Annotated in this window: 19 protein-coding genes; 7 read left to right on the forward strand and 12 right to left on the reverse strand. The window is 68.4% G+C overall.

The window, feature by feature from the left end:
- The first annotated feature begins 53 nt into the window (after window positions 1–53).
- Window positions 54–1,907: a PhoX family protein gene (locus CAL24_RS16010; protein WP_094807180.1), complete on the forward strand. Its 1,854-nt coding sequence runs from the start codon at window positions 54–56 to the stop codon at window positions 1,905–1,907.
- 102 nt (window positions 1,908–2,009) lie between these two features.
- On the opposite strand, the gene CAL24_RS16015 is transcribed toward CAL24_RS16010, so the two are convergent.
- The 5 genes from CAL24_RS16015 to CAL24_RS16035 all read right to left on the reverse strand — a co-directional run bounded on the left by CAL24_RS16015 (window position 2,010) and on the right by CAL24_RS16035 (window position 6,800).
- A complete protein-coding gene (locus CAL24_RS16015) occupies window positions 2,010–2,681 on the reverse strand; it encodes a GntR family transcriptional regulator (RefSeq protein ID WP_028354753.1) in 672 nt (223 codons plus the stop codon).
- A gap of 56 nt (window positions 2,682–2,737) precedes the next feature.
- The gene (locus tag CAL24_RS16020) at window positions 2,738–3,736 is read right to left on the reverse strand and encodes a TRAP transporter substrate-binding protein (protein WP_094807181.1); all 999 of its coding nucleotides are present in this window, start codon (window positions 3,734–3,736) and stop codon (window positions 2,738–2,740) included.
- Between the two features lie 61 nt (window positions 3,737–3,797).
- Window positions 3,798–5,063, reverse strand: coding sequence for a TRAP transporter large permease (locus CAL24_RS16025; protein WP_094807182.1), 1,266 nt, complete (start codon window positions 5,061–5,063; stop codon window positions 3,798–3,800).
- 1 nt (window position 5,064) lies between these two features.
- Window positions 5,065–5,694, reverse strand: coding sequence for a TRAP transporter small permease (locus CAL24_RS16030; RefSeq protein WP_094807183.1), 630 nt, complete (start codon window positions 5,692–5,694; stop codon window positions 5,065–5,067).
- Window positions 5,695–5,885: 191 nt separating this feature from the next.
- Window positions 5,886–6,800 (reverse strand): dihydrodipicolinate synthase family protein, encoded by a 915-nt coding sequence (locus tag CAL24_RS16035; protein WP_028354757.1) that lies wholly within the window; start codon window positions 6,798–6,800, stop codon window positions 5,886–5,888.
- 350 nt (window positions 6,801–7,150) lie between these two features.
- On the opposite strand from CAL24_RS16035, the gene mutS reads away from it, so the two are divergent.
- The 3 genes from mutS (at window position 7,151) to CAL24_RS16050 (ending at window position 11,527) form a co-directional block, all read left to right on the forward strand.
- Window positions 7,151–9,808, forward strand: coding sequence for a DNA mismatch repair protein MutS (gene mutS / locus CAL24_RS16040; protein WP_249278549.1), 2,658 nt, complete (start codon window positions 7,151–7,153; stop codon window positions 9,806–9,808).
- Complete coding sequence (locus tag CAL24_RS16045) at window positions 9,805–11,004, forward strand: cupin domain-containing protein (protein WP_094807184.1); 1,200 nt, start codon at window positions 9,805–9,807, stop codon at window positions 11,002–11,004. Before mutS ends, CAL24_RS16045 begins: the two co-directional genes overlap by 4 nt.
- A gap of 292 nt (window positions 11,005–11,296) precedes the next feature.
- Complete coding sequence (locus CAL24_RS16050; protein ID WP_081760436.1) at window positions 11,297–11,527, forward strand: endopeptidase; 231 nt, start codon at window positions 11,297–11,299, stop codon at window positions 11,525–11,527.
- 87 nt (window positions 11,528–11,614) lie between these two features.
- Here the strand turns inward: CAL24_RS16050 and bamC are convergent, their stop codons facing one another.
- From bamC to CAL24_RS16070, 4 genes are all read right to left on the reverse strand, one after another.
- Window positions 11,615–12,745, reverse strand: coding sequence for an outer membrane protein assembly factor BamC (bamC, locus tag CAL24_RS16055; protein ID WP_094807185.1), 1,131 nt, complete (start codon window positions 12,743–12,745; stop codon window positions 11,615–11,617).
- 11 nt (window positions 12,746–12,756) lie between these two features.
- Window positions 12,757–13,662 carry a 4-hydroxy-tetrahydrodipicolinate synthase gene (gene dapA, locus CAL24_RS16060; RefSeq protein WP_028354805.1) on the reverse strand — a complete coding sequence of 302 codons (906 nt, stop codon included), beginning with the start codon at window positions 13,660–13,662 and terminating at the stop codon, window positions 12,757–12,759.
- Between the two features lie 89 nt (window positions 13,663–13,751).
- A complete protein-coding gene (locus CAL24_RS16065) occupies window positions 13,752–14,399 on the reverse strand; it encodes a site-2 protease family protein (protein WP_028354806.1) in 648 nt (215 codons plus the stop codon).
- Window positions 14,400–14,455: 56 nt separating this feature from the next.
- Window positions 14,456–15,082 carry an L-threonylcarbamoyladenylate synthase gene (locus tag CAL24_RS16070; protein WP_028354807.1) on the reverse strand — a complete coding sequence of 209 codons (627 nt, stop codon included), beginning with the start codon at window positions 15,080–15,082 and terminating at the stop codon, window positions 14,456–14,458.
- Window positions 15,083–15,125: 43 nt separating this feature from the next.
- On the opposite strand from CAL24_RS16070, the gene ypfJ reads away from it, so the two are divergent.
- From ypfJ to CAL24_RS16085, 3 genes are all read left to right on the forward strand, one after another.
- Window positions 15,126–15,977, forward strand: coding sequence for a KPN_02809 family neutral zinc metallopeptidase (gene ypfJ / locus CAL24_RS16075; protein WP_028354808.1), 852 nt, complete (start codon window positions 15,126–15,128; stop codon window positions 15,975–15,977).
- A gap of 104 nt (window positions 15,978–16,081) precedes the next feature.
- Window positions 16,082–16,618 carry a hypothetical protein gene (locus tag CAL24_RS16080; RefSeq protein WP_028354809.1) on the forward strand — a complete coding sequence of 179 codons (537 nt, stop codon included), beginning with the start codon at window positions 16,082–16,084 and terminating at the stop codon, window positions 16,616–16,618.
- Window positions 16,615–17,379 carry a DUF1828 domain-containing protein gene (locus tag CAL24_RS16085; protein WP_028354810.1) on the forward strand — a complete coding sequence of 255 codons (765 nt, stop codon included), beginning with the start codon at window positions 16,615–16,617 and terminating at the stop codon, window positions 17,377–17,379. Before CAL24_RS16080 ends, CAL24_RS16085 begins: the two co-directional genes overlap by 4 nt.
- A gap of 18 nt (window positions 17,380–17,397) precedes the next feature.
- On the opposite strand, the gene CAL24_RS16090 is transcribed toward CAL24_RS16085, so the two are convergent.
- The 3 genes from CAL24_RS16090 to CAL24_RS16100 form a co-directional block, all read right to left on the reverse strand.
- A complete protein-coding gene (locus tag CAL24_RS16090; RefSeq protein ID WP_028354811.1) occupies window positions 17,398–17,670 on the reverse strand; it encodes a hypothetical protein in 273 nt (90 codons plus the stop codon).
- A 139-nt stretch (window positions 17,671–17,809) separates the two neighbouring features.
- Window positions 17,810–17,971: a hypothetical protein gene (locus CAL24_RS16095; RefSeq protein WP_038853631.1), complete on the reverse strand. Its 162-nt coding sequence runs from the start codon at window positions 17,969–17,971 to the stop codon at window positions 17,810–17,812.
- A 32-nt stretch (window positions 17,972–18,003) separates the two neighbouring features.
- Window positions 18,004–18,678 carry an N-acetyltransferase gene (locus CAL24_RS16100; RefSeq protein ID WP_249278550.1) on the reverse strand — a complete coding sequence of 225 codons (675 nt, stop codon included), beginning with the start codon at window positions 18,676–18,678 and terminating at the stop codon, window positions 18,004–18,006.
- Between the last annotated feature and the right edge of the window lie 156 nt (window positions 18,679–18,834).

Below are 18,834 nucleotides of genomic sequence, written 5' to 3' on the forward strand. Positions count from 1 at the left end.
CCCGTTTTGCTGGATGGCAGCTTAACGACCGACCAAAATTCCAAGAGGTTCACATGTCCTACTTGACAGATAAATTGCGCGCTCCCCGCCGTGAAGCACAGGGAGAAGTCACGGTCCCCGGGCAGATGTTCGACGACATCGTCGCCGCGAACCCGGCCCGCCGCACCATTTTGAGAAACAGCCTCGGCCTGTCGATTCTGTCTGTCTTTGGCGCCACGCTGGCCGGCTGTGGCAGCAGCAGCGACGACGATGACGACAGCCCCGCCCCCGGCGACGGCGATGGCGATGGCGGCGACAATGGCGGCACCGACCCCACCGGCCCCGATTACTCGGTCAATTTCGAGCCGCTGGGCGACAAGATCATGGCCGACACCGTGACTGTGCCCAAGGGCTACGTGGCCGAAGTGCTGTATTCGGCGGGCGACAAGTGCATGATCGGCTCGCTCGGCTATACCGGCATCCCGCAGGCCTACCCCGCCACCGAGACCCAGGCCGGCGGCCAGCACGACGGCATGCACTTCTACCCGCTGGAAGGCGTGGATCCCAACAAGGGCGGCCTGCTGGTCCTGAACCACGAGAACGTCGACGACGCCACGCTCGACCTGGCCGCCGACGCCACCCGCACCAACCTGTCGAACGTGGGCGTCTCGGTGATCGAGATCGCCCGCACCGACGACGGCAAGTGGTCGGTCAACACCAATTCGCGCTACAACAAGCGCTACACCGGCAATACCGTCTACAACGTCGGCGGTCCCGCCGCCGCGGCCGTGGGCGCCACCGTGGTCGGCACGCTGAACAACTGTGCCAGCGGCCCCACGCCCTGGGGCACCTACCTGACCTGCGAAGAAACCACCGACAACTACTGGGACCCGACCCAGCCCGAGGAAGGCTACGGCTGGGTGGTGGAGATCGACCCCTACGACCCGAACTCCACCGCCGTCAAGCGTACCGCCATGGGCCGCTTCGACCACGAGAACACCGCCTACATGCTCGACGAGAACAACCGCGTCGCCTTCTACATGGGCGACGACGGCACGCCGGGCTGCATCTACAAGTTCATCCCCAGCAAGCCCTACGACCCGGCCAACCGCGTCAACAACCTGGGCCTGCTGGACGAAGGCACGCTGTACGCCGCCCGCTTCAATGACGACGGCACCGGCAACTGGGTCGAGCTGACCGTCGGCAAGAACAACCTGACGGCCGGCGCCGTCGACCCGGGCAACTACACCCAGGTCCCCCCCGGCACCCTGCCGCCGACCTCGCTGATCGACTTCAACAGCCAGGCCGACGTGCTGATCAACACCAAGGCCGCCGCGCGCGTGGCCGGCGCCACCCTGATGGACCGGCCGGAATGGATCACCGTGGGCGTGGACAAGACCATCTACTGCACGCTGACCAACAACAGCCGCCGCCAGCGCACCAGCGCCGCCAACCCGCGCGTCAACAACGCGCACGGCCACATCGTGCGCTGGAAGGAACGCGGCGACTCGCCGCTGGCCACCACCTTCGAATGGGACCTGCTGCTGCTGGCCGGCCACAACCCGGCTGACGGCGCGGCGGAGAACGTCACCGGCAACATCAACGGCGACGATTTCTCCAGCCCCGACGGCATCCGCGTCGACCCGCAAGGCCGCCTCTGGGTGCAGACCGACTCGGGCGCGATCGACGAGTTCGGCCACAATGCGATGTACTACATCGACCAGAAGACCGGCGAATCGAAGCGCTTCCTGGTGGGCCCGACCGGCTGCGAAATCACCGGCATCGCCTACACGCCGGACCTGACCACGTTCTTCATCAACATCCAGCATCCGGATGGCGCCTGGAACACGGTGCGCGCGGGCGGCGGCGACGCGCGCTCGGCCACGGTGGTGGTGCGCCGCGAAGACGGCAAGCCGGTCGGCGCCTGATCGCCGCGCGGGCCGCCTGTTCACGGCGGGCGGCCCGCCAGGCGGCGCGGCCGGCCCGCCGCCCCGATGTTGCGCATCGGGACGGGCCGGCGGCGCGGCGCTTCAGGTATCGATGACGCGCCGCGTGAACAATTCCAGATAATCCATCAGCCGGTTGGCGCCCACCACCGCCTCGGCGGCCTTGCCGCTGGCGATGGCCTCGGCCATGGCCAGGTGCGCGGCCGCGCCTTCGGCGATCTCGCCTTCGTGCTGGTAGGCATACCAGAAGCGCCGGCACTGCACCACCAGCGGCACCACCGCCTTGACCGCCGACTGGTTGCGACAGGCTTCGTGGTTGACGTGATCCAGTTCCTGGTCGGCCGTCATGTAGTCGTCCAGGTTGCCGCGCTCGGCGGCGCGGGTCATCTTGCGGGCACAGGCCAGCAGCGCCTTGCGCTGGACGTCGGTGGCGCGCCGCGCCGCGCTGGTGGCGATCAGTTGCTCCAGCACGCGCCGCGTGGCCAGTACGTCCAGGTGTTCCATCACGTCGATGGTGGAGACCCGCAAGCCGCGCCGCGGCTGCTGCACGATCAGGCCGATGGAAACCATGCGCATCAGCGCCTCGCGCACGGGTGTGCGCCCCAGCCCCGTCATCTCGGCCAGCTCGGCCTCGATGACGGGGCTGCCCGGCGCGATCTCCAGCTTGGAGATCAGGGTCTCGATCTTGTCGTACGCAAGGTCGGCGGCCCGCCGCTTGGGCAGGCGGGCCGGCGCGGATGCTTGAGTCTTGTTCATGGACGGTAGCGTACCGGAATGCCGCCGGGCCTGCGCGGCCCGGCGTGCGCCCGAATTTACAAGGTGGCGCCGACCTTGCGCAAATCGGCGATCTGCGGGGCTTTGGGCAGCCACACCTGGTCGAAGGCGGCGATGGCCGGCTGCGGATCGTAGCCCGCGTCGCTCTTGAACGTGATCGGCGTCTGCTTGAGCTTCTCGATCAGGCCCTGTTCGGTGGTGACGATGCTGTCGATCTGCGCGTCCAGGGCCTGGCCGACCAGGCCGCGGATCAGCTCCTTGTCCTTGGCGTCCAGGCCCTTCCAGACGCGGCCCGACACCAGCGGCGCGAACGGCATGAACAACGCGTTCATGGGCAGCAGGGTCTTCGAGACTTTATCGAAGCGCTGGTTCCACGAAAACTCGATATCGGCCTCCAGGCCGTCCACCTGGCCGTTGGTCATGGCGTCGAACACCGCCGGCGTGGGAATGGGCGTGGGCGCGGCGCCGAAGAACTGGTAGAAATCGCGGTAGACCGGCGTCGGGTTGATGCGCAGCTTGAGCCCCTTCAAGTCGTCCGGCGTATTGATGTCGCGGGTGGCGAACACCACCCGCATGCCGGTAATGCCCCAGCCCAGGCCGACGGTGCCGGTCTCGCGCGGCAGCGCGTCCAGCAGCTTGAGCGCCTGGGGCGTGCGCACCAGCTTGGCGACGCTGGCGGTCGAGCGCACCAGGTACGGGGCGTTGATGGCGGCCACGCTGTTCACGCGCGAGCCCAGCTCGGCCGCCTGGATCCAGCCCATGTCCAGCGCGCCGGTCTGCAATTGCTGCATCATGGCCGGCTCGTTGCCGAGCTGGCCGGAGTGGAACACCGTGACGCTCAGGCGGCCGCCGGTTTCTTTTTTCAAGGCCTCGCCGAACGCCAGCGCGGCGTTGTTCCATGAATGCCCGGCGGGCGTGATGACGCCCAGACGGAACTCGCGCGCCGACGCGGCGCGTGCCCGGCTGGTCAAGATCAATGGGGCGGCCGTGGCGGCCAGGGCGGTCTGCATGAAGCGGCGGCGGGAACAATTGGTCATGACGCGATCCTGTGGTCGAGTGTTATGTAGGGAACAACAGACAGCGTGAAAGGGCCCCCGCCTACTGCAGCAAGGCCAGCGACAGGGACGGGAAGAACGACAGCACCACCAGCGCGACGCAGCAGACGATGAAGAACGGCAGCGTCACGAGGAACATCTTGCCGGGCTTGGCGCCCGTGACCGCCGCGGCGACGAAGAAACACAGCCCCACCGGCGGCGACATCAGGCCCAGCACCAGGTTGATCACCACCACCACGCCGAAGTGGATCGGGTCGATGCCGTAGATTCCCGTGGCCACCGGCAGCAGGATGGGCACCGTCATGATCAGGCCCGGAATGCCGTCGATGACCGTGCCGATCACCAGCAGAATCAGGTTGGCGATCAGCAGGAAAGCCAGCGGCGTGTCCGCCACGGTCTGGATCCAGGCGGCCACCATCTGCGGCACCTTGCCGTAGATCAGCAGCCAGGAAAATACCGCCGCGGCGGCCACCAGGAACAGCACGATCGCGGCGTAGATGGCCGAGCGCAGCATGATGTCGGGCAGCATGCGCCAGTGGAACTCGCGGGTGATGTAGCGGCCCACCAGCGCCGCGGCCAGGGCGCCCACGCCGGCCGCCTCGGTCGGATTGGCCAGCCCGGAGGCGATCGAGCCGACGATGATCACCGGGATCGACAGCGCGGGGCTGGCGCGCAGCACGATGAGGGCCCGCTCGCGCAGCGTCTTGCCGGCGCTGCGCGGATACTTGTAGACCACGCCCAGCGCCGCGATGATGACGAAGAACAGCGCCGTCAGCAGCAGGCCGGGCAGGATGCCGGCGATCAGCATGTCGCCCACCGCCACCTGCGCCAGTACGCTGTAGACCACGAACATCACCGACGGCGGAATGATCGAGCCCAGCATGCCGCCGTAGACGGTCAGGCCGGCGGCGAAAGTCTTGTCGTAGCCCTGGCGCTCCATCTCGGGCACCATGGTCTGCGACATGACCGCCACCTGCGCGGTGGCCGAGCCGATGATCGACGATACCAGCGCATTCGCCAGCACGTTCACGTAGGCCAGCCCGCCCTTGACCGAACCGATGAAGGCCATGGCCAGCTCCACCAGGCGCCGGGTGATGCCGCCATTGTTCATGATCTCGCCGATCAGGATGAACAACGGAATGGCGATCAGCCCGTAGCTGTCGACGCCGGCGAACATCTGCATGGGGAACGACTGCAGCAGCACGGTGTTGCCGGTGCCGAAGATGTAGACCAGCCCGGCCAGGCACAGGCACACGCCGATCGGCACGCCCACCAGCAGCACGGCCAGGAAGAAGATCGAGGTCAGCATGTCAGTTCACCATGTCCGGGCTGGCCACCGGGAAATCCTTGCGCGACTGGCGCGGCACCCAGGCCAGGTCCTCGAAAAGATTGCTGAGGGCATGCAGCGTCAGGCACACGGCGAACAGCGGCAACACCAGGCGCAGCACCCAGGTCGGCCAGTTCAGCGTCTGCGTGCGCTCGGTGTAGAGGAAATTGAACGAGTCGGCCGCATAGGCCTGCGCGTCGAAGCCATGGCGGGCGATGCCCGCCGGATCCATCCAGGCCCAGCACATCCACACCAGCGCCAGGCCGAAGCACAACACGCACGCAGTAGCCACGATGCGCGCGGCCCGCATGCCGCGCGGGCCAAGCTGGTCGGTCAGCATGCCGACCGAGAAATCGAGGCGCAGCCGCGTCATGATCGATGCGCCGATGAAGGTCAGCCACACCATGGCGTACACCGAGGCCTCGTCGATCCAGTAGATCGGCACGCCGGCATAGCGCGTGGCCACATTGACCAGCACCAGCCCCACCAGCAGCGCCATGAAGCCGCTGAGCAGCCGGCGCTCGACGCGCAGCACGAATTCAGATGCATTGACGATCCAGCGCACCGGCGCGGCGATGGTGGCATGGGGCGGGTCGTTATCCGGGAAAGACATCGGGCTGCACTCTGTGGTGAGGCGGCCCGCCGCGCACCTGGGCGACGGACCGGCGATGGAAGGGACCAGTCAGGTATCTTGATCAGATATTTGAAATATATTTAATTCTGTCGCAAGGGTCGGACCGGCGGCATTGGTTATTTCCCTTAGTCGGCGGTCCCGTCCCTGCCCGGCCCCAGGGCGCGCGCGGGCTACATGACCGAGCGATACTGCTCGGGACGCTCGGCCAGCGCGCGCCTGACCACGGCCTCGACGTAGGCGCGCTCTTCGCCCACCAGCGGCAGGCGGGGACGGCGCATGTGCTCGCTGCCCACCCCCACCAGCGCGTCGATCAGCTTGAGGTTCTGCACCAGCTTGGTGGAGACATCCAGGTGCAGCAGCGGCGTCATCCAACGATAGAGAGCCAACGCCTCGGCAAACCGGCCGGCTTTCATCAGGTCGTACAGCGCCACCGTCTCGCGCGGGAAGGCGCAGCCCACGCCGGCCAGCAGGCCGTCGCAGCCCAGCGCCAGGCCTTCGTAGGCCAGGTCGTCCACGCCCATGAAGATCTGGTAGCGATCGCCCAGCGCATTGCGCAGGTCGGTCACGCGGCGCACGTCGCCGGTGCTTTCCTTGATGGCCTCGACCCATTTGCAGTCGGCCAGCTCGACCATGTGCTCGGGCTTGAGGTCGACCCGATAGGCCACCGGGTTGTTGTAGACCATCACCGGCTGCTGGGCCGCCTCGGCCAGGGTGCGGACGTTCTGCATGGCTTCGCGCGCATCGGCCACGTAGACCACCGAAGGCATCACCATGAACCCGGCCACGCCCAGCTTGTTGGCCCCTTCGATGTACCGCAGCGCTTCGCGCGTGCTGGTCTCGGACACGTTGGCCAGCACCGGGATGCGGCCGTCGGCGGCCTCCAGCGCGATGCGGGCCACCTCCAGCTTCTCTTCCAGCGTCAGGGTGCTGGCTTCGCCCAGCGAGCCGCAGGTGACCAGGCCATGGATGCCGTTGCGGATCTGGAAATCGATGTGCTTGATGGTGCCCGCCGCGTCGATGCGCTCGTCGGCGTGGAACTTGGTGGTGATGGCCGGGAAAATGCCGGTCCAGCGGGTGGCGTTCATGCGCGCTCCTTATGCACGGGGGTTGAACCAGGCGGCTCGCCTGTTGATATCCTACAAATATATTTAAGATATCTTAGGCTACCAGGAAACGCGCCGCGCGCGATTGAGGGTTTTCCATGAGCGGGCGGCGCGGCGGGCCGCCAGGCGGATGCAGCAGGCGCGGCTGTCGCAGGTGTCTGACACCTGGACGGGGGTTCTCCATAAGCAGCAGGTGCCCGACACCCCGCGATAACCATGGCCGGCAGCCGAGCCGCCCCCGGGGTGTCAGACACCTTTTCCCATGAGAAAGCCATTGCGGCCTCCCCGGTACGGCCTCGCGGCGGCCTGCCCGCCCGATACAATCCTGGCCTATGAGTTCCAAGACAGCATCCGCATCCGCCGCCGACGCCTACGCCGGCCACACTCCCATGATGCAGCAGTACCTGCGCCTGAAGGCCGAGGCCGGGCCGCTGCTGCTGTTCTATCGCATGGGCGACTTCTATGAAATGTTCTACGAAGACGCCGAGCGCGGCGCCCGCCTGCTGGGCCTGACGCTGACCAAGCGCGGCGCCTCCAACGGCACGCCGATCCCGATGGCCGGCGTGCCCGTGCACGCCATGGAGCAGTACCTGGCGCGCCTGGTCGGGCAAGGCGAATCGGTCGCCATCTGCGAACAGATCGGCGACCCGGCCGCCGCCAAGGGTCCGGTGGAACGCCGCATCGTGCGCATCGTCACTCCCGGCACCTTGACCGACGAGGCCCTGCTGCCGGCCAAGGCGGACCGCGCCCTGGCGGCGGTCTGCCTGGGCGGCAAGGCGCGCGACCCGCGCGCCGGCCTGGCCTGGCTGAACCTGGCCAGCGGCGAGTTCCGCGTCACCGAATGCGCGCCGGCCCAGATCGAGTCCGAACTGCACCGCATCGCGCCCGCCGAACTGGTGTGCGCCGACAGCGCCGACCTGGCGCTGGCGTTCGAGGGCGCGCGCACCCGGGTGCCCGACTGGCACTTCGAGAGCGACGGCGCGCGCGCGCACCTGCTGGCGCACTTCAAGACCGACACCCTGGCCGGCTTCGACGTCGATGACATGCCGGCCGCCATCTGCGCCGCCGGCGCCCTGTTGCGCTACGCCGCCCGCACCCAGTCGCAGGCGCTGGCGCATGTGCAGGGCATCGCGGTCGAGCGGCCCGGCCAGTATGTGCTGATGGATCCGGTCACGCGCCGCAACCTGGAGCTGACCCAGACGCTCAGCGGCGAGGACGCCCCCACCCTGTTCTCGCTGCTGGACGGCTGCCGCACGCCGATGGGCAGTCGCCTGCTGCGGCGCTGGCTGCATCACCCGCTGCGCGACAACGCCCCGGCGCTGGCGCGCCAGCAGGCCATCTCGGCACTGCTGGCCGGCCGCATGGATGTGGCGCAGACCTTCGGCGCCGCCAATCTGCTGGACAGCCTGCGCGACGCCCTTGACGCCTTCCCCGACGTGGAACGGATCGCCTCGCGCCTGGCGCTGCGCTCGGTACGGCCGCGCGAACTGGCCAGCCTGCGCGACGCGCTGGCCGCCCTGCCCGCCCTGCGCGCCCTGGTGGCCCCGCTGGAAACCTCGCCCCGCCTGGCCGAGCTGGCCGCCCATCTGGCGCCCGACCCGGCCGTCGCCGACCTGCTGGGCCGCGCCATCGCCCAGGAGCCGGCGGTGGCGATCCGCGACGGCGGCGTGATCGCCAGCGGCTTCGATGCCGAGCTCGACGAACTGCGCGCCCTGGCCGCCGACGGCGGCGATTTCCTGGTGCAGCTCGAGGCGCGCGAGCGCGAGCGCACCGGCATCGGCAACCTGCGGGTCGAATTCAACCGCGTGCACGGCTTCTATATCGAAGTCACCAAGGGCCAGACCGACAAGGTGCCGGAAGACTACCGCCGGCGCCAGACCTTGAAGAACGCCGAGCGCTACATCACGCCCGAGCTCAAGACCTGGGAAGACAAGGTGCTGTCGGCGCAGGACCGTTCCCTGGCGCGCGAGAAATGGCTGTACGAGCAGGTGCTGGATGCGCTGGCCGAGCACGTGCGGCCGCTGTCCGACTGCGCCGGCGCGCTCGCGGAGCTGGACACCCTGGCCGCGCTGGCAGACCATGCGCGCCGCCACGACTGGACCGCGCCGGAGCTCACCGAGCAGGCCGAGATCGACATCGAAGCCGGCCGCCATCCGGTCGTCGAGCGCGCCATCGAGCGTTTCACGCCCAACGGCTGCCGTCTCGACGCCACCCGCCGCATGCTGCTGATCACCGGCCCCAACATGGGCGGTAAATCGACCTACATGCGGCAGGTCGCACTGATCGCCCTGCTGGCGCGCACCGGCAGTTTCGTGCCGGCGCAGCGCGCCGCGGTGGGCAAGCTGGACCGCATCTTCACCCGCATCGGCGCCGCCGACGACCTGGCCGGCGGGCGCTCGACCTTCATGATGGAAATGACCGAGGCGGCCGCCATCCTGGCGGCCAGCACGCCGCACAGCCTGGTGCTGATGGACGAGATCGGCCGCGGCACCTCGACCTACGACGGCCTGGCGCTGGCCTGGGCCATCGCCCAGCGGCTGGTCACCCACAACCGCGCCCTGACGCTGTTCGCCACCCATTACTTCGAACTGACGCGGCTGCCCGCCGAGCAGCCGACGGCGGCCAATGTGCACCTGGCGGCGGCCGAATCGGCCGGCGGCATCGTATTCCTGCACGAAGTGCGCGACGGCCCGGCCAGCCGCAGCTACGGCATCCAGGTCGCCCAGCGCGCCGGCGTGCCGGCCGCGGTGATCCGCCAGGCCTCGCGCGAGCTCGAGCGCCTCGAAGCGCAGGGCGCGCCCACCCCGCAACTGGGCCTGTTCGCCGCGGCCATCGAGGCCGACGCGCAGGCCGGCGCGGCCACCGACCAGTCCGACGAACTCGCCGCGCTGCACGCGCTGCGCGACGAGCTGGCGGAAATCGACCCGGACAGCCTCACCCCGCGCGAGGCCCTGGATGCGCTGTATCGCCTGAAGGCCTGCCTGCCATGAAGACCGACCTGCCCCTGGCCCTGCTGGGCGGCCACAGCCCGGCGCAGTTCATGCGCCGCTATTGGCAGCGCCGGCCACTCTTGATCCCGCAGGCCATTCCGGGCTTCAGGCCGCCGCTGACCATCGCCGCCATCAAGCAGCTGGCGCGCCGCGACGACGTCGAGTCGCGCCTGATCTGGCGCGAGGGCGAGGCGTGGCACATGGAACACGGGCCGTTCGCCCGCCTGCCGAAGGCCAGCGAACCGGGCTGGACCCTGCTGGTGCAGGGTGTCGACATCCACAGCGATGCCGCCAGCGCCTTGATGCAGCAGTTCCGCTTCATTCCGGACGCCCGGCTCGACGACATCATGATCAGCGTAGCCTCGGACGGCGGCGGCGTCGGCCCGCACTTCGACAGCTACGACGTGTTCCTGCTGCAGGCGGCCGGACGCCGCCGCTGGCGGTACGGGCGCCAGCAGGACCTCTCGCTGCAGCCCGGCTTGCCGCTCAAGATACTGGAGCGCTTCACGCCGGAATACGATGCCGTGCTGGAACCGGGCGACATGCTGTACCTGCCGCCGCAGGCCGCCCACGACGGCGTGGCCGAGGGCGCCGACTGCATGACGATTTCCATCGGCTTCCGCGCCCCCAGCCAGGCGATGCTGGCGCGCGGGTTGCTGGAAGCCGCCGCCGACCAGGCCATGGCGCGCGCCGGGCTGGCCGGCGGCGGCCCGTACGGCGAACCCGCCCTGCCGGGCCCGCGCCTCGACGCGCTGTACCGCGACCCCGGCCAGCCGGCCGTGGCCACGCCGGCCGCCCTGCCCGACGGCCTGGTGCAAGCCACCCTCGATACCCTGGCCAGGATGCGCTTTGACGACGCCCTCGCCGCGCGCTTCCTCGGCTGCTGGCTGACCGAGCCCAACAACCTGAGCGTGTTCGACCCGCCGGCCGACTTGGACATCGACCTGGCGACCGACTGGCCGCAGGCTGGCAGCTTGGCGCTGGACCGCCGCAGCCGCATGCTGTACCGGGGCCGCCAGTTGTTCATCAACGGCGAGACGGCGCCGGTGCCGGCCGTCGCGGCGCTGCGCGCCCTGGCCGATGCGCGACAGCTGGACTGCGCCGACCCGCGCTGCCGGCGTCTGGACACGGCGGCGCGCGCCTGCCTGGCCGACTGGCTCGACGCCGGCTGGCTGCACTACCGCGCCCCGATGTGACGGATTCGCCACACCGGGCGGCCCGCGGCGGCCCGGAAAAGGCCGGTTCTGTACGATCCGGACACCTAAACGTGTCCATCCCACACAGAACGCTAAGGTCTCTGCCCGGGTAGAAACATAAAGAAATGTCCAACACGTATAAGAAAAGATTGTTACGTCCTGGATGCCACCGCTTTAATTTCTACACGCCAGCGCCTGCTTGATTCCTGTAGCCTGACTACTGGTTTCCCCTAACGGGATTCTGGTTTTCCCCTAACGGGCCGCATGATCGTCACCTAACAGGAGTCTCAACATGATCAGCAAAACCTTGATTCTTGCTTCGGTAGTTGCCGTCGCGCTGACCGCTTGCGACAAGAAAGAAGACACCGCGAGCCCTGGCGGCTCCGAGCCCTCTACCACGATGCCGGCGCCCTCGAGCCCCGCGCCCAGCACGCCGGCTCCCACCACCCCGGCTCCGGACAGCTCCACCACCCCCGGCGGCGGCACCGGCGGCACCAGCGGCAGCACCACGCCTTCGTCGTAATCCGGCGACTGCCACCCCGGCCCGCCAAGCAAAAAAGGCCGCGACAGCAATGTCGCGGCCTTTTTCGCGGGCGCGGCCCGCGGAAGTTCAGATCATCTTGTCCTTCAGGACGCTCAGCAGGCGCTGGGCCGTGGCGCTGCTGTCGCGCTGGCCGTCGCTGTCGAGCACCGTGACCTGGGTCTGCGCGCCGCTTTCCGCCAGGTGGATGCGGTACTGCGTGGCCTGGGCCCGCTTGTCGCCCGAGAACAGGCGGCTGAAGAAGCCGGGCTGGTCCTGCTGCGCGCCGGTGTCGGTATCGACATAGCGGACGAAGTACTCGCCGGCCGAGCGGTCGCGGTCGTCGACCGCGAAGCCGCCGGAATCGAGCGCCACGCCGACGCGGCGCCAGGCGCGGTCGAAGGACTCGTCGACCACCAGCATGGCGCCGTTGGCGCGCACGTCCTGCACCGCCGGCGCCTGCGGCGAGGCCTCGGCCTGCGCCACCAGCCGGCGGGCGTTGTCGACGTCGGTGCCCAGGTAGACCATCAGCCGCGCCAGCATGGCGGCGTTCAGGCCGGGATCTTCCTTGCCGTGCTCCCAGTGGACCTGGGCTTCGTCGGGACCGGAACGCTGTTCGATCATCTGCTGGTGCGAGATGTAGATCTCGGTATGGCCGTCGACGCGTTCCAGGCGGGTGCGGAATTTCTCGCGCTCGCCGCTATCCCAGACGGTGTCCAGGACCGACCCGAGCGCCTGGCGCAGCCAGCTTTCGGGGATCTTGGCGCGGTTTTCCGCCCAATCGGTTTCGATCAGGCCGGCCTGGGGACTGTTGGTGCTGACGGTGAAACCGGTGTCGGTCCAGAAGTCGACCACCTTGGGGAAGACCTCTTCGGGCGGACGCTGCACGACCAGCCAGCGCAGGTCGCCGTCGCGCTCGACCCGCATGTCGTCGCGCTGCGGCAGCACGTTGCTGTTATGCGCGACGCTGGCCACTTGCTGCTGCTGGCCCTGCTGCTGGTATTGCGAATAAGTGGTGCTGCCCGACGCGGGCGCGCGGTAGCGCGGATCGCTGGAGGCCTGGGTCAGGTCGGGCGGGATACTGAGCGGATCGCCGCGCCGCGTGCTTTTGTAGTCGACCGAATCTTCGTTGCCGAGCAATTCGTTGACATCGCTGCAGCCCGCCAGCAACGCCAGGGCCATCAATGCCGACGCCGCGGCATGACGTTGGTTCATACGCATCCTCACTATATTTAGAGCAGGCCCGTTTCCTGGAGCGCGCGGCGTACCGTATCGTGGTGCTGCGAGCCCAGCTCCACCAGCGGCAGCCGGTAGCCCAGCGCGGTACGGCCCATCTGGGCCAGCGCCCATTTCACAGGAATGGGATTGGCCTCGACGAACAAGGCCTTGTTTAGACGCGCCAAGCGCGCATTAAGTTCGCGCGCCTTGGAGACGTCGCCCGCCAACGCGGCGGCACAGAGCTCGTGCATGAGCCGCGGCGCCACATTGGCCGTGACGGAGATGTTGCCCCGCGCGCCCAGCAGGATGAGCGCGGTGGCGGTGGGATCGTCGCCGCTGAACACCTGGAAGCCGGCCGGCGCCTCGCGCATCAGCAGCGCGCCGCGGCCGATGTCGCCGGTGGCGTCCTTGATGCCGATGATGCCCGGCACCTGGGCCAGGCGCAGCACGGTTTCGTTGGACATGTCCGCCACGGTGCGGCCGGGCACGTTGTACAGCACGGTCGGCAGGTCGACCGCCTCGGCGATAGCGCGGAAGTGCCGGTACAGGCCTTCCTGGGACGGCTTGTTGTAGTACGGCACGACCGACAGGCCGGCTTGCGCGCCGACCGCCTTGGCATGGCGCGCCAGGTGGATGGCCTCGTCGGTGGAGTTGGCGCCCACCCCGGCAATGACGGGGATGCGGCCGGCGGCGTGCTCGACGGCCACGCGGATCAGTTCGGCGTGCTCTTCCATCGAGACGGTGGGCGATTCGCCCGTGGTGCCGACCACCACCAGCGCGTCGGTGCCTTCGGCGATGTGCCAGTCGATCAGCGACCGGTAGGCAGCGTAATCGAGGCTGCCGTCGGGTTGCATGGGGGTGACCAGCGCCACCATGCTGCCCTGAAAAGTAGGTGTTGCGGCGGAATCGGGGGATGCCATGAAAATGGGCTCCGGACCAGGGCGGGACGCCCTGGGCGATATATCTGAGTCAGTCGAATCGCCGAGTTTAACGGATATTCCGCCGACGCCTACAAGAACCAGGTAACGATGGTTGTCCCTAATTCCATGACCGGCCGCATCAGCACCCACAGCACGTCGGTCACCAGCAGCAGCAGCACGATCACCAGGCCGTAGGGCTCGATGCGCGAGTACTGCCACGCCATGCGGTTGGGCAGCAGGCTGAAGACCACGCGCCCGCCGTCCAGCGGCGGGATCGGCAGCAGGTTCAGGGCCATCAGGACCAGGTTGACGTTGATGCCGGCCATGGCCATCTGGTACCAGTAGCCTTCGGTGACGCCGCCGGCCAGGTACAGCCGCATGGAGATCACCCACAGGATGGCCATGACCAGGTTGGCCGCCGGCCCGGCCAGCGCCACCCACAGCATGTCCTTCTTGGGACGGCGCAGCCGGCCGAAATCGACCGGCACCGGCTTGGCCCAGCCGAACAGCATGCCGGGCCCGCCCATCAGCTTGGACATCAGCAGGATGGCGACCGGCACCAGCAGGGTGCCGACCGGATCGATGTGGCGCATGGGATTCAGGCTGATGCGCCCGGCCTGCTCGGCGGTGGGGTCGCCCAGCATGCGCGCCACGTAGCCGTGCGCCGCCTCGTGCAGCGTGATGGCGAAGATGACGGGGATCGCGTAGATCGCGATGGTCTGGATGAGTTCGGACATGGCCTGCGGGATTGTACCTGCGGATCACGCCGGCCACGCCGGCCGGCGGCCGGTGGTCAGGCCAGGCCGAGCGTCGCCGGATCGCCCCGCCCGAGCCGCAGCACCGCCGGCTCGCCGCCGGTGAGGTCGATCACCGTGGTGGGCGACTGCGGGCAGGCGCCCGCGTCGATGATGGCGGCGAGGTCGTGCGCATAGCGCTCGCGGATTTCCTCGGCGTCGTTCAGGGCGGTGTCTTCGCCCTTGGGAATCAGCGTGGTCGACAACAGCGGCGCGCCGACCTGCTCGAGCAGCGCCAGCGTGACCGCATGCTGCGGCACCCGGATGCCGATGGTCTTGCGCGACGGGTGCGAGACCCGGCGCGGGACTTCGCGCGTGGCTTCGAGGATGAAAGTCCAAGGCCCGGGCGTGGCGGCCTTGAGCAGCCGGTACTGGCGGTTGTCGACCCGCGCGAAATGGCCGATTTCGGCCAGGTCGCGGCACAACAGGGTCAGGTGATGGCGCTCGTCCAGGCCGCGCAGGCGGCGCAGGGCGTCGGCGGCGGCCTTGTCGTCCAGGTGGGCGGCGACGGCATAGCTGGAATCGGTGGGCACCGCGACCAGGCCGCCGTCATCGAGCCACTGCGCGGCCTGCTTGAGCAGCCGCGGCTGGGGATTATCGGGATGGATGGAGAAAAAGAGGGCCATGGGTTTATCCTAGCATCCTCGGCGCCAGCTCAGGAGAAACTACATGCGCATGGATGATTCGCGGGAAAGCCAGAACATCGAAGACCGCCGCTCGCGCGGCCCCCGCCTGGGCAGGCGCGGGTCGGTGGGCATCGGCACCATCGTGCTGGCGCTGGTCGCCATCTATTTCGGCGTCGACCCCTCGGTGGTCCTGCAGATGGCCGAAGGCCCCGCCCCCATGGAGCAGCAGGCTCCCGCGCAGCCGCCCGCCGACGACCCGCAGGCGCGCTTCGTGGCCAAGGTGCTGGGCGAAACCGAAGACACCTGGAGCGCCATTTTCCAGCAGAACCTGAACCGCCAGTACGCGCCACCCAAGCTGGTGCTGTTCCGCGGCGCCACGCCCACCGCCTGCGGCACCGGCCAGGCCGCCATGGGCCCGTTCTACTGCCCCGCCGACAGCAAGGTCTATATCGACCTGAGCTTCTTCGACGAAATGGAGCGGCGCCTGAACGCGCCGGGCGACTTCGCGCAGGCCTACGTCATTGCGCATGAGGTCGGACACCATGTGCAGCACCTGTTGGGCATCTCCGAGCAGGTCGACCGCCTGCGCCAGCGCAACCCCGGCCAGGCCAATGCGCTGTCGGTGCGCATGGAGCTGCAGGCCGACTGCTTCGCCGGCCTGTGGGCGCGCCAGGCCGACCAGGCGCGCAATATCCTCGAGGCCGGCGACGTCGAGGAAGGCCTGAACGCGGCCACCGCCATCGGCGACGACACGCTGCAGAAGCAGAGCCAGGGCTACGTGGTGCCGGACGCCTTCACGCACGGCTCGTCGGCGCAGCGGGTGCGCTGGTTCAAGCGCGGCCTGGACAGCGGCGACCTGCGCCAGTGCGACACGTTCGGCACCGACACGCTTTGATACCGCGGGCCGGCGCAAGCGCGCCGCCTTCTTGTAAGATTACGCCCCCTCGCGCCGGCCCCCTGGCCGGCGCATCGCATCATACGAGACCACATCAGCGGCCCATGGCCAATACGCAAGCTCCTCTCATCACCGCGGCGGAAGTCCGCGACATCCTGGCCGAAGCCAAGGAGACCGTCAAACCAGTGGCCTGGACGGCCCGGCCCTCCGCCGGCCAGGTCCAGTGGATGGAATTCGCCTCGGCCTGCCGGCTGCGCGGCGAAGCGCGCGACGACATCATTTTCCGCGCGGTCTACCGGCCGGCCCGCACCGCCGTGCACGGGCAGGCCGTCATCGCCATGCGCGAAGCCTGTTCGGCCAGCCTGTTCATCGGCCCGCACCGCGTGCTGGGCGTGGACACCGGCGAGGCCTTCCACACCAGCCTGGCCGGCACCGGCCGGCCGCACTACCGGCAGACGCTGACCGAGCGTACCCACCGGCACCTGTGGCACGAGGAAGGCGAAGGCTATGCCGAGCCCGTGGAGCCGGCGCTGCACGACATTGCCGCCCTGATCCCGTATTTCCTGCAATGCGCCAACCTGACCCTGGCCGGTGGCTTCGCGCACCCGCTCAAGGGCCGCCAGATCGAATTGCTGCTATGACCTCGTTCCTGCAAGCCGCCGGCTGGACCGTCCTGCCGGCCGGCGAACATGCCGTGCGCGCCGTCACGCCCGTGGCCATGGGCCTCGATGGCCAGCACGCCGCTTTCTTCATCGCCCGACCCGACGAGGATTCGTTCTACCTGACCGACGCCGGCGAAGCCGCCATGCATGCGGCCGCCTACGGCGTGGACATGAATCCCAAGCGCCTGGAACTGCTGAACCTGACGCCCGGCGTCTGCCTGGCGCGCTTCGACAAGACGGGCGCCATCGTCGCCTCCGGCCAGGCCGGCCAATTGCAGGAGGCCCTGTGGGACGCCGTCAGGCTGGTGACGGCACTGTCGTTCCAGTGCGGCCAGTGGATGCCGAAATTCAGCCGGCTGCGCTTTCGCGCCGAGGTGGGTCGCGTGCTGGGCGAAGCGTTGGGCCGCGAGCGCCTGCTGCAGGGCGCCAAGGCCCAGGGCAGCAGCGGCACCACCGCCGACTTCGCCTACGCGGTGCGCAGCGCCAGCGGCGCCTGGCTGACCTACATCGAACCCATCGCCCTCAAGGCCGGCAAGAAAATGGACTGGACGCAGGTCTACCAGACCCACGGCAAGATGGCCGACATAAAGATGGCGGACGCGCGCAGCGGCCGCATGGTCATCCTGGAGGATGGCGCGTCGGCCGAGGAATACGCCAAGGCAGTATCCATACTGGAGCAGTCCGCCGTCGTGCGCCCGCTGGGCAAGACCCGCAACTGGGGCGAGATCTTCGCCGACTGAAGCGGCGGGGAAGCCGGGCTAGTTGACCACCCCGGTCAGGGCGTCGACGATGGCGCAGCCATGGCTGATGGCTTCATGCACCGCTTCGCGCGGGCTGTAGACGAAGTTGCCGCCGGCGAAGCTCGGCACGGTGTATTCGTCGCCGTCTTCCTGGACCGCATCGGCCTGCACCACGAGCACCGATGCGGTAAAGACAGGGGAGCCCGACTCTGCGGCCATGTTGGCGGGGACGCCGCGGGCGACCTTGGCGGTCAGGCGGTATCCCTTGTAGATCAAGTTGTTTTGATGCACTAGAAGGCCCTCACTAGGGCCAGCATACCGCGCATTTCGTCACACGCTTGATAAGTTTTGTAACGAGCGGGCGCCACCAACAGCCAGAATGGAGAAAGGCCCGCCGGGCGGGCCTTTCCGTCGCGCGGCAGGGGCCGGATCAGCAATTGCCTTTCTTGGCCTGCCCCGGCGGACAGAAACCGCCGCCGCCATGGTAGTAGCCGTCGCCGTGCGGGTCGACCACGACCGAGCCGGACGGGGTATAGACCGCGCAACCGGTCAGCATCGCGACCAGCGCCAGGCCGGCCATCAAGATCTTCATGGGAATACCTCCTGGATCAATCCCGGCGGATTCTAGAGCGGAACGTCATGACCGGATTGCTCATGAGGTAACAAAGTCGCGGCCGGCGCGCGCATGCCGGCGCGGTCCGCCAGCGCGTCCCAGGTCCAGCCCCGCCCCAGCAGGACCATGCGCGTGTGCAGGTCGTGCAGGACGCGTTCGGCCACCTGCGGCCCGAGATAGGTCAGCGTCTTGCGGCGCACATCCACATAGCCGGACTCGTAATGCCGCGCCAGCGACTGCCATAGCGCGCGCGCCGCGCCCGACTGCCGCGCGCCGGTGATCAGGCATTGCCCCGCGTCCAGCGCCCACCGGTACACCGCGGCCGCCAGGCCGCGGCGCTGGTAGGGCTGGTCGTATTTGGAATGAGGCGCCCGCAGGTAGGGATCGGCGCGCCGCCCGACCTCGACGAGGCGATTGAATACCGTATAGCCGGCCAGCCTGCCGCGCGCCCGATCCACCAGATACACATAAAACTCGCCATCCGCCTCGCGGTAGCGGAGCACCAGCCCAGGGATTTCGGTCTTGACCTCCGGCATGTCGTGCAGGCGGTCACCCGGGCGGGTGATGCGGGAATACAGGGAATCCAGTTCGTTATCCAGTTTCCAGGAACCTGGGTCAACGTCGATGCGCAATTCCATGATGCGGGTCAGCCACCCGGGAACAGCGCCCAGCGCCAGCGTAGGCACGGCAATCTCCTATAGTGAGTCGGTCAGGGGTCGTCGAAAATGGCCGCCGGATTGAGCCGGACAGCCGGGGAAAGCGGGTTCATGCGCGCACTCCGTCGTGCAGAAAAACGAAAACGCAAAAAAACGTGCGGCCCCTCGATCGAGGGGCCGCAGGGT

The sequence above is a fragment of the Bordetella genomosp. 2 genome (assembly GCF_002261345.1).
GTDB lineage: Bacteria > Pseudomonadota > Gammaproteobacteria > Burkholderiales > Burkholderiaceae_B > Bordetella_A.